This window comes from Flavobacterium sp. LM5, from assembly GCF_002017945.1.
GTDB lineage: Bacteria > Bacteroidota > Bacteroidia > Flavobacteriales > Flavobacteriaceae > Flavobacterium > Flavobacterium succinicans.
On the sequence record NZ_MUFX01000003.1, the window covers coordinates 264987 to 276928 of the forward strand.

The 11942-nt window shown below is 35.1% G+C and carries 9 protein-coding genes; 3 read left to right on the forward strand and 6 right to left on the reverse strand.

Features of this window, described 5'->3' with window-relative positions; translation table 11 throughout:
- Positions 1-68: 68 nt before the first annotated feature.
- From BXU11_RS11850 to BXU11_RS11860, 3 genes are all read right to left on the reverse strand, one after another.
- Positions 69-1313 carry a sulfate adenylyltransferase subunit 1 gene (locus BXU11_RS11850; RefSeq protein ID WP_078212680.1) on the reverse strand — a complete coding sequence of 415 codons (1245 nt, stop codon included), beginning with the start codon at positions 1311-1313 and terminating at the stop codon, positions 69-71.
- A 92-nt stretch (positions 1314-1405) separates the two neighbouring features.
- The gene (gene cysD, locus BXU11_RS11855; RefSeq protein WP_078212681.1) at positions 1406-2305 is read right to left on the reverse strand and encodes a sulfate adenylyltransferase subunit CysD; all 900 of its coding nucleotides are present in this window, start codon (positions 2303-2305) and stop codon (positions 1406-1408) included.
- Between the two features lie 117 nt (positions 2306-2422).
- Complete coding sequence (locus BXU11_RS11860; RefSeq protein ID WP_369803210.1) at positions 2423-3130, reverse strand: phosphoadenylyl-sulfate reductase; 708 nt, start codon at positions 3128-3130, stop codon at positions 2423-2425.
- Between the two features lie 416 nt (positions 3131-3546).
- On the opposite strand from BXU11_RS11860, the gene ahcY reads away from it, so the two are divergent.
- Positions 3547-4863 carry an adenosylhomocysteinase gene (gene ahcY, locus BXU11_RS11865; protein ID WP_078212682.1) on the forward strand — a complete coding sequence of 439 codons (1317 nt, stop codon included), beginning with the start codon at positions 3547-3549 and terminating at the stop codon, positions 4861-4863.
- Positions 4864-5078: 215 nt separating this feature from the next.
- On the opposite strand, the gene BXU11_RS11870 is transcribed toward ahcY, so the two are convergent.
- Complete coding sequence (locus BXU11_RS11870) at positions 5079-6821, reverse strand: APC family permease (protein ID WP_078212683.1); 1743 nt, start codon at positions 6819-6821, stop codon at positions 5079-5081.
- A gap of 251 nt (positions 6822-7072) precedes the next feature.
- On the opposite strand from BXU11_RS11870, the gene BXU11_RS11875 reads away from it, so the two are divergent.
- Positions 7073-9427 carry a patatin-like phospholipase family protein gene (locus BXU11_RS11875; protein ID WP_078212684.1) on the forward strand — a complete coding sequence of 785 codons (2355 nt, stop codon included), beginning with the start codon at positions 7073-7075 and terminating at the stop codon, positions 9425-9427.
- Positions 9428-9642: 215 nt separating this feature from the next.
- On the opposite strand, the gene rpmA is transcribed toward BXU11_RS11875, so the two are convergent.
- Both rpmA and rplU read right to left on the reverse strand, forming a co-directional pair.
- A complete protein-coding gene (rpmA, locus tag BXU11_RS11880) occupies positions 9643-9903 on the reverse strand; it encodes a 50S ribosomal protein L27 (RefSeq protein WP_017497241.1) in 261 nt (86 codons plus the stop codon).
- 24 nt (positions 9904-9927) lie between these two features.
- Positions 9928-10356, reverse strand: coding sequence for a 50S ribosomal protein L21 (gene rplU / locus BXU11_RS11885; protein ID WP_024981940.1), 429 nt, complete (start codon positions 10354-10356; stop codon positions 9928-9930).
- Between the two features lie 250 nt (positions 10357-10606).
- On the opposite strand from rplU, the gene BXU11_RS11890 reads away from it, so the two are divergent.
- A complete protein-coding gene (locus BXU11_RS11890; protein ID WP_078212685.1) occupies positions 10607-11929 on the forward strand; it encodes a pitrilysin family protein in 1323 nt (440 codons plus the stop codon).
- Positions 11930-11942 lie beyond the last annotated feature (13 nt).

Genomic DNA, 11942 nt, shown 5'->3' on the forward strand with positions numbered 1-11942 from the left:
GGCTTTTGGCTATTAGCTATTTATCAATTATTTATTATTGCCAAAGGCTAAAAGCCAATAGCAAAAGCCTATTTTATAAACCCAACGCCTGCTGTTGTGTTGGTTGCAGCATCAATTAAAATGAAAGCTCCATTTGATTTGTTATCTGTATAAGCGTCAAAATAAATGGCTTTGCTCAATTTGATGGTTACTTCTCCAATTTCGTTTATAGCCAATTGAGTTGCTGGTGTTACTCCAGAATAATCGGTTGCTATTACGTTTTTCACACTGTCAATTTTGGCCAAGACTCTATTGGTGTTGTGTTGCACAAAATACTTTGCTCCTGCCACTAATTTTTTGCTATCCATCCAACAAACGGTTGTTGTGATTTCTTTTTCTATTTTTGGCAACTCGCTTGATTTTACAATCATATCACCACGAGTCACATTGATGTCATTTTCCAATTCGATAGTGATGGAGGAACCAGCAATAGCTTCATCGTATTGCTTATCGAAAAAGTGAATGTTGGTTACTTTAGATTCTGTTAAAGAAGGTAAAACAGTTACCGCATCGCCTACTTTAATTGAATTTCCATATAATTTTCCTGCATATCCTCTAAAGTCGTGGTACTCTTCCGTTTTTGGACGAATAACCGTTTGTACAGGAAAACGAGTAATACCATTTTCATAAATATCATTCGGTTCCAAAGACTCCAAATGTTCCAAAACGGTTTGCCCAGAATACCAAGGCATATTTTCTGATTTTTGAGCCACATTCCCACCATTGATAGCACTTAGCGGAATATAACTTACGTTTTGTTCTTTGAAAGCGCTTTTAGCATTTAAGGCTTGAAAATCGGCTTTGATTTTATTGAAAACTTCTTCCGAATAATCCACCAAATCCATCTTGTTGATGGCCACAATCACGTCTTTTACACGCAATAAATTATTGATAAAAAAGTGACGGTAGGTTTGCTCAATTACTCCTTTTCGAGCATCAATCAAAATAATCGATACTTGAGAAGTCGAAGCACCAGTTACCATATTACGAGTATATTCTACGTGACCTGGTGTATCAGCAATGATGTAACTTTTTTTGGCAGTAGAAAAATAAATATGTGCTACGTCTATTGTAATTCCTTGCTCTCTCTCAGCCACCAAACCATCAGTCGCCAAAGAAAAATCTAGGTAATCGTATCCTTTTTGCTTGCTGCTTTTTTCTATTGCTTCAATTTTATCGGTAGTCAAGGATTGCGTATCGTATAATAATCTTCCAATTAACGTACTTTTTCCGTCGTCTACACTTCCTGCTGTTGCTATTTTTAAAACTTCCATTTATTTTTTGTTTAAAGTTTAAGGTTTAAAGTTGTTTAACCTCTTCCTCAAATCTTTTAATTTTTAAATCCTTAAATCTTTCAATTGCTATTCTAAAAGTACCCTTGTTGTTTTCTTTTTTCCATAGCGGCTTCCGAACGTTTGTCATCGATTCTGGCGCCTCTTTCAGAAATGGTAGAAGAACGAATTTCTCCTACTACTTCAGCAATAGTGGCGGCATACGACTCCACTGCGGCGGTACAACTCATATCACCAACGGTTCTGAAGCGAACAATTCGTTCTTCGATTTGTTCGTCTTCTTCTTGGTACACATAAGGAGAATGTGACCAAATTAAACCGTCTCTCAAAAAAACTTTTCTTTTGTGTGAAAAATAAATCGACGGAATCTCGATTTGTTCTTGTTCGATATAACTCCAAACATCCAATTCGGTCCAGTTTGAAATTGGAAAAACACGTACGTTTTGACCATTTTCGATTTTACCATTCAACAAATCAAACAATTCAGGACGTTGATTTTTTTCATCCCATTGACCAAAATCATCACGTACTGAGAAAATACGCTCTTTGGCTCTGGCTTTTTCCTCGTCTCTACGTGCTCCACCGATACAAGCATCGAATTTAAATTCTTCGATGGCATCCAAAAGTGTAGTCGTTTGCAGTGTATTTCTACTTGAATACTTTCCTGTTTCTTCTATTACTTTACCTTCATCAATAGCATCCTGAACATTACGAACGATTAATTCTAATCCTAATTCTGCTACCAATTTATCTCTAAACTCAATGGTTTCTGGAAAATTATGTCCTGTGTCTACGTGCAACAAGGGAAAAGGAATTTTGGCTGGAAAAAAGGCTTTTTGTGCCAAACGCACTAATGTAATCGAATCTTTTCCTCCTGAAAAAAGCAAAACAGGTCGGTCAAATTGAGAAATCACTTCTCTGAATATGTAAATAGCTTCGCTTTCTAAAGCATTTGTTTTTAATACTGAACTCATTATTTTTAGTTTAAGAGTTTAAAGTTTAAAGTGTAAGGTTGTTGTGACCTCGACTAAAATCTTACCACTATTATTGTTTTTTCTATTCTCTTTATTCTATTTTCTAAAATCTGCCTTCTATTTTTGGTGCAGCCCACATTCTTTATGACTGGATTCCCAAGACCATCTTCCAGCTCTGATGTCTTCTCCTTCGACTATGGCTCGTGTACAAGGCGCACAACCTATGCTTATAAACCCTTTCTTGTGCAAGCTGTTTTGTGGCACATTATTGTCATCAATATATTTTTGTACCTCAGCCAAAGTCCATTTGAGTAGAGGATTGAATTTGATGATATCAAAATGGGCATCGTATTCGAAAAGGGCTAAATCATTTCTATTTTCAGATTGCTCTGCTCTCAACCCTGTAATCCAAACTTTATTACCCGCTAATCCTTTTTTCAACGGCACCACTTTTCGAATGAAACAGCACTCTTTTCTGTTTTCTACCGATTCGTAAAAGCTATTGGGTCCTTTTGTATTTAACAATTGCTCTACATGACTCGTTTCTGGATATAAAGTCTGAATATTCACTTTGTATTTCTTTAGCGTCTTATGAAAAACATCGTAAGTTTCTTGAAACAACCTTCCAGTATCGAGGGTAAATATTTTTATCGGCAATTCATTGATTGCAATTAAAGCCGTGATTACTTGGTCTTCTTGTCCGAAAGAAGTCGAAAAAACTACTTTTTCTGGAAATTCATTAGCCAAAAAAGCTAAAGTCTCCTCGATGGAAAGGTTTTCGGTTCTTTTTATTAATTCTTTTGTTACTTCAATACTCATAGTCATTTCATTTTAAAATCTATTACCCTATCGGTTTTGTAGATTACTTGGCAAAAGTAGTATTATTTTCTAAATCACAAAATTTATTTTTAAAAAAAAATGAAGCCTTTGAGCATAAGCACCAAAAAATTGTAGCTATTTTGCTCATTTTAACGAAGAAAACTCAAACAATCTGAGTTTTTATAACAAATGATGAGCCTGTAAACCATCAGATAGAGTAAAGTATACTATCCTGAAAAGCCAACAATCAATAAAGACGAGAAGCCAGCATCAAAATGAACCACTGAAGTACAAGAACACTACTTTACATAATTTTCTAACGCTTAAGGAATTAAACAATTCACAATTCTAAAAGAAATTGAAATTTTTATAAAGTTATTACGTAAATTTGCAAAAAATTTCAATTTACAAAAAGACTATAAATGAGTACAGCAACTACGCCTTATGTGGCTTACAAAGTGAAAGACATTTCCTTAGCGGCTTGGGGAAGAAAAGAAATCGAATTAGCAGAAGCTGAAATGCCAGGTTTAATGGCGCTTCGTGCAGAATACAAAGACGAACAACCTTTGAAAGGCGCTCGTATTGCAGGATGTTTACACATGACGATTCAAACCGCGGTTTTGATCGAAACTTTGATTGCGCTTGGAGCTGAAGTTACTTGGAGTTCTTGTAACATTTTCTCTACTCAAGATCAGGCTGCTGCTGCTATCGCTGCTGCAGGGATTCAAGTGTATGCTTGGAAAGGTCTAAACGAAGAAGATTTTGATTGGTGTATCGAGCAAACTTTATTCTTTGGTGAAGACAAACAACCTTTAAACATGATTTTGGATGACGGTGGAGATTTAACCAACATGGTGATTGATCGTTACCCAGAATTGGTTGCTGGAATCAAAGGATTATCTGAAGAAACTACTACTGGTGTTCACAGATTATACGAAAGAGTAAAAGCAGGAACATTACCAATGCCAGCGATCAACGTAAACGACTCAGTTACTAAATCTAAATTTGACAACAAATACGGTTGTAAAGAATCTGCAGTTGATGCAGTTCGTCGTGCTACCGATATTATGTTGGCTGGAAAAAGAGTAATCGTTTGTGGATACGGAGACGTAGGAAAAGGAACAGCTGCTTCTTTTAGAGGTGCTGGATCTATTGTAACGGTAACTGAAATCGATCCAATTTGTGCTTTACAAGCTGCAATGGACGGTTATGAAGTTAAAAAATTAGATACTGTTGTTGGAAATGCTGACATCATCATCACAACTACTGGTAATAAGGACATCGTTTTAGGATCTCATTTTGAAAAAATGAAAGACAAAACTATCGTTTGTAACATCGGACACTTTGATAACGAAATTGATATGGCTTGGTTGAACAAAAACCACGGTGCTTCAAAAATCGAAATCAAACCACAAGTGGACAAATATACTATAGCTGGAAAAGACATTATCATCTTGGCTGAAGGTCGTTTGGTAAACCTTGGTTGTGCTACAGGTCACCCAAGTTTTGTAATGAGTAACTCATTCACCAACCAAACTTTGGCTCAAATCGAATTATGGAAAAACAGTGCCGCTTACAACAATGAAGTGTACATGTTACCAAAACATTTAGATGAAAAAGTTGCAATGTTGCACTTAGCCAAATTAGGTGTAGAATTAGAGACTTTACGTCCTGATCAAGCAGAATACATTGGAGTAACTGTTGAAGGGCCATTTAAGCCGGAATACTACAGATATTAGTAATTAGTCCATAGTGATTAATGAATAGCTAACAAACCCTTGCAGAAATGTGAGGGTTTGTTATTTTGGGCGTGACCCTCCGTAAAAACTACGGGTCGGGCTATTCGTTCCAATCTTTTATTCCGCTACGCTACATAAAAGGATTTCCACTGCTATCCCTCACGCAAAAAAAACAAACAATACTTTAAAAGAAAAATGAATTTTTACCAATCGCTTTACATAATCAATCGCACCCCACCCAAATCAGCCACTCTATAAGAAAAACGATCTCCAGGCGATCCAATAAACATGAAATTTTTAGGAATTCCCCATTGAACCGATAATTTATCAATAATTTCAGGTCCAAAAACCCCTATAATCTCAACAAATTCAATGTCAATTTCAGGATAAGCTCTATCTAAAACTTCTACATCTTTAATCAACAAATCATTTGACTCTGAGCTGTTTTTTACATTCACGATTTTTAATTTCTTAGTAGATTCATTGTTTTGCACATATTGCATTACTTTATTTAAAATAGCAACATCATCCCCTTTTGTAAAAAACACAAAAGTCTGTGAGTTTACGTTATTATGCATCTGACTCAAATACCGATTACTCAAAACTACAAACTTGCGCAAAGGTTTATAAAAGTATTCCAATGCATCTATACTCACTTTGATCAACATAGAGCGATTAAGCATAATGCTAACCAAAAGTAAAGCTGGTACTAAATAACTTATGAAAGTAAAAAAGGAATTCGTATTCAATTTGATATTCCCAAAAAAAGCAACAACTATAAAACCAACAGCCAAAACCACAGCAATCCCTCTAGCTTTTTCAGGTCTAGGCAGCTTTCTCCTTTTGATTTTCAACATCAAATTCCCAATTCCAAATAAGCCCATTACCGCTAAAAATGAAAAAGTGTACACACCTGCCAAAGATTCTAAATGTCCTTTAGTCACAAATAGAACAGATACACATAAAATCAAAAAACCAATAATGATGCGATAATTTGCACCATTTTTATTCTGTTTTAAAAAATAATTAGGCAAAACACGATCTAAAGTCATTCGATTCAGTAAACCAGAAACGCCAACAAAAGAGGTCAACACCGCTCCACATAAGACTAAAACAGCATCAATAGAAATCAAAAAAGCCAACCAAGTCCCTCCTGTAGTATGACCCAAATAAGCTAATAATGATTCTTTATGCTCACCTACTTCTGCCAAAGGAATAATACAAATCAGCAACAAAGCTAATACTGGATTAAAAAAACTTACAATTCCCCACATATTTCGCAAGGTTTTTCTAAACACACCAGCTTCTTGCTCCTCTACAAAATTAGAAGAACTTTCAAACCCAGAAATCCCCAACATTGCAGCCGAAAACCCTAAAAACAAAGCCGTAAAAAATCCTCCCGCCTGAAGTGGCATTGCCCAATTAATATGAAAAGTATCCAATCCATTCATCAATAAATACCAGACAGAAACCAAAACCAAAAGACTCAACGTAAACAAATGAATAACGAAAATAATAACCGCAACAAAAGCCGATTCGCCAATCCCCATAATAGCAAGTCCTGTAAAAACAAGTAAGACTACCAAAGTTGCTATGGTTACATTAATACTATCCAAAATGCCATGTAAATAATGCATCGCCTCAATAGAGGAAATTACAGCGGTAGCCATATAAGAAAGTACCGTTAAAGTAGCTGCTAATGAGGCTAAGCGTTTGGTTGACGTATTCAATAACACATTATAAGCTCCACCATTTAAAGGAATGGCTCCCACTACTTCGGAATATATTTTTCGAAATAAAAATAAAACAACCGCAACAACTAATAAAGAAATCCAAGCAAATTGACCAGCATACATAATGGTCAATGCAGAAACATACAAACAAGAAGAACTAATATCATTACCACATATAGCAGTGGCTTGTAATTCATTTAATTTTTTATGTATCGCTTTCTTCATTCCTTCATTTTTTAATTAATCATTACGAAATTTAAAAATACGTCCATTTTATTAAAAAAATATGACAAGACACAAACTTTAATATAATTAAAACATTTTTAACTATCTGATTATTATTTTAACAAACTAACAAGGACAAAACATACCAAAAAATAAATCTAGCTTCTAGAACAAGGAAAAATTATAGCTTCAAGGAAAAAGTACAAGACAAACAAAGTATATTTATACCTTAAAGTGTAAATACAAAAATTATGGTTCATACTTCATATCCAAATTACAAGTTTAATGTTCCAAACAAAGCAATTTGCATTATACTGATACTATTTTATTTAGGTCACAACAGCCTAATCCAAGGTCTTTACGCACAAAGCAAGAAACCAAAAATAGCATTAGTACTTAGCGGCGGCGGTGCAAAAGGCATTGCCCATATTCCCTTATTACAAGCACTAGATTCTTTGAACATTGTGCCTGATTTGATTATTGGAACAAGTATGGGAAGTATTGTTGGAGGATTATATGCCATGGGGTATTCAGGAGACAGCATCGCCAAAATAGCTAAAAGCACCAAATGGGACGAATTACTTGGTGGCACCATATCACTTAACAATGTAAGTGTTGAAGAGATGGGAGAATTCAATAAATACCTCATCGATATTGATGTTAAAAACTACAGACCTATTTTAAAATCCTCTTTTATCAATGATCAAAATCTTAGAGAATTTCTATCTATAGTAACGTATCCTGCCTTCAAAATTGATCATTTTGACAAGCTTCCAATTCCTTACAGAGCCATAGCGACAGATATTATTAACGGAAAGCTCATGGTTTTAGACCAAGGATCCATAGGCATCGCCATGCGAGCTAGTATGTCAATACCAGGCGTTTTTAAGCCAGTTCCCTACAAAAACACCCTATTAGTTGACGGCGGACTACTCAATAATTTTCCAACAGACGTTGCTAAAAGCATGGGTGCCGATTTCATCATTGGAAGCGATGTAGGCGACGATAAAGTTACCAAAGAACAATTGGAAAATTTATCTACACTTATTTTTCAATCCACCATGTTGATTAGTAATCTTAAAAACGAAAGCAACAAAAAATTATGTGACATTCTTTTGAGTCATTATCCAAATCTAACCTATTCTACTGCTGATTTCGGCGCAAGCAACACCATTTATGAGGAAGGAAAAGTTGCTACTCATCAAAATTTACCCGCATTAATAGCGCTTGCTAAAAAACTCGAAGCTTATCCTACACAAAAAAAATCTCTCCCAAAAACAGAAGACACATTCCAATTAGACAGCCTTATTTTTAATAATTTCAGTACTGAAAACATACCCTTAGTACAAAAGCGAGCTGCCCTGAAATCAGGCGAAAAGTACACCATCAATGACATAGCCAATGGTATAAAAAAAGCAATAGGAACTAACTTATTTAACAACATTACTTACAATACATACTCAAAAGACAGTACAAGTGTTTTAGAAATGAACGCCTCTGAATTTTATAAAAATCAAATCAAGGCTTCGATACATTTTGACACATTTAGAGGATTTGGAGCCGTCATGAATTATACCGGACGAAACATCTTTGGAACATCGTCACGGTTTTTAATCACCGCTGATATTGCTCAACAACCCCGAATTAGAGCGCAATATCAAAAAATTATTGGAAAAGAAAAAAATTGGTGGTGGCGCTCAGAAGCCTATGCGCACCGCTTGACTCAAAGTGTGTATATTGGCAATAAAGTTGCAGATAACTTACAATTCAATCAGGTAGAACTTTGCAATGACTTCAACCGTAACATTAATTCATTAAAAAGCTATTTTGGCTTTGGGCTCAACTACAAATTTACCCATTTACGCCCAAAAACTGATCCGGGATTTAATACCGTTTTCACATTAAGTAGCTATTATTTGAATCTCATAGAAATGAATGTCCATTACTCCATGAACAATCTTAACAAGTTACATTTTGCCTCCACAGGAAACAAACTTTATGTAGAATTATCTCGCACGCTTCATCTAGATGCTGATATTAATTTTGCCGAAAAAAATCTTGAAAATTATAGTGGCCAATTAAAATCATTCACAAAATTCATGGTTACCTATGAAAACAGAGTTCCATTGAATGAAAAAAATGTAATAGTCATGGAAGGAAGTGCAGGATTCATGTTTGAGGATTCAAAAAAACAAGAATCATCTTCGGAGTTTGGGTATAGTTCTAAATTTTTCTTAGGAGGATATTCGCCTAACACTTTAAAAAACAGTGTAACATTTGCTGGCTTGCAAGAAAATGAACTTAATTTAAGTCAATTCGTAAAAGCTAATTTGAGTTTACAAACCAATTTAGCACCAAAATTATACTTAACACCCCATTTGGATGTAGCAATTGTTGGGTTTAGAGATTTTAAAGAATTCCAAAACAACTTTCTAACCCATCAAGCCAATTGGCAGAACAGGGAGCAAACAGGTCTCATATACTCAAGTGGGGCCACTATTTCATACAACACCTTTCTTGGGCCCATAACATTTGACGCTTCCTATGCAAAAAATAATAACTTCCGATTGTTTTTTAGTATTGGTCTTTTATTCAATCCTTCTTAACAGAACCTATCAAACTACTACTCTAAAATCTTACAAGCAAAAAGTTCCCATTGACTTTCGTTAAAGATGAAAAAAGTGGAAATACTATATTTTATGATAGTCTAGAGATAAGCTATCAAAACTACAAAATAGCAAGACGGTATATATTGCATTTTGTCACAACAAAAAAAACCTATCCGAATGGATAGGTTTTTTTTGATAACATTCTTTGTTAACTATGCTTCGAATGGAAGAATAGAAACGTATGATTTGTTGTCTTTTTTCTTTTGGAACTTCACAACTCCAGCTACTCTTGCGTGTAATGTGTGATCTTTACTGATGTAAACATTTTCACCTGGATTGTGTTTAGAACCTCTTTGTCTTACGATGATGTTCCCAGCAATAGCAGCTTGACCACCAAAAATCTTAACGCCTAAACGTTTTGATTCTGATTCTCTACCATTCTTAGAACTACCGACACCTTTCTTGTGAGCCATGACGTATTGGTTTTAATATTGTTATTATTCTTTTGTATCTTCTTTTTTAGCTTTTGGAGCTTTTTTTACTTTAGGAGCTGGCGCTTCTTCAGTTGTAGCTTCAACAGCTGCTTTCTTTGGAGCTGCTTTTTTAGCTGTTCCACCTGCAGTAATACCTTCAATTACAATTTGAGTAAGATATTGTCTGTGACCATTTCTTTTTTTGTATCCTTTTCTTCTTTTCTTTTTGAAAACGATAACTTTATCTCCTTTTAAGTGTTGTAACACTTTAGCTTCTACTGAAGCACCTTCTATAGCTGGGGCGCCTAAAGTTACATTTCCATTATCATCTAATAAAAGAACTTTGTCAAAAGAAACTTTTGAACCTTCTTCATTAGCCAAACGGTGAACATAAACCTTTAAGTCTTTGCTTACTTTGAATTGTTGCCCTGCTATCTCTACGATTGCATACATACCAAATTGATTTATTGATTTTTAAGGTTGCAAATATACAACTAAAAATCATTCCTGCAATTTAAACATAAAAAAATATTCAAACCAACCCTAAAGCCTGACAAACAAGACTTTTACACAAATACAACAGATGTTAAAATAAGCTAAAAACAAGATATTTTTTACAAGAAATGATTAAAAAAACTACATTTGATGTAACAATTACAATTCAAAACCCACCAATAGAAAAATTAAACTATTACGTAACCTTATGAAAAAAACAATAATGGCATTGAGTAGCGCATTGATGCTTGGCGGCGTAGCCTCGGCACAAAAAGTAGCTTTTGAAGAATACGACTTAGATAATGGTATGCATGTCATTTTGCATCATGATCCGTCTGCTCCAGTAGCAATTACATCGGTAATGTATCATGTTGGATCCAAAGACGAAAAACCAGATCGCACTGGTTTTGCTCATTTCTTTGAACACTTATTATTTGAAGGCACCGAAAACATCAAACGCGGAGAATGGTTCAAGATTGTAACGGCTAACGGAGGTATTAACAACGCCAATACATCAGACGACAGAACCTATTATTACGAAGTTTTCCCTTCTAACAACCTAGAATTAGCCCTTTGGATGGAATCCGAAAGATTATTACACCCAGTAATCAACAAAATTGGCGTGGACACGCAAAACGAAGTGGTGAAAGAGGAAAAAAGAACCCGAATGGACAACCAACCTTATGGCCGATTCCAAGCGGTAGTAAAAGAAAACCTATTCAAAAAACATCCTTACCGTTGGGCAACAATTGGTTCTATGGAACATTTAGATGCGGCCACTTTAGAAGAATTCCAAGCCTTCAACAAAAAATTCTACATTCCTAATAATGCTGTTTTGGTTGTAGCTGGTGATTTCAAAAAAGACCAAGCCAAAAAATGGATTCAACAATATTTCGGTGCTATCCCAAAAGGAGATCCTATCAAAAGAGAACAATTCATCGAAGAGCCTATAACCGAAACTATAAAAGCAAGATTTGAAGACAGTAACATTCAAATTCCAGCGATTGTTGCCGCTTACAGAACGCCGTCCATGAAAACAAGAGATGCACGTGTTTTAGATCTTATCTCTTCTTACTTAAGTGATGGTAAAAGTTCGAAATTGTATAAAAAAATTGTTGACGACAAAAAGATCGCTCTACAAGTTGGCGCATTTAGCAACAGTCAAGAAGATTACGGCATGTATATTTTGTACGGTTTACCCATGGGAAGCAACACCGCAACCGATATTTTAAGAGAAATTGACGAAGAAATTACAAAATTACAAACCGAACTTATCTCTGAAAAAGACTATCAAAAACTGCAAAATAAATTCGACAATAATTTTGTAAGCTCAAATGCTTCAATCGAAGGAATCGCCGAAAACCTAGCCAGCTATTATATGTTGTATGGCGACATCAACCTAATCAATACCGAAATCGAAATGATTCACTCCATTACCAGAGAAGAAATCAGAGACGTTGCCAAAAAGTATTTGAATACCAATCAACGTTTAGTTTTAGATTACGTACCAGCTGCCGAAAAAACCAAATAATCAGACCAATCAC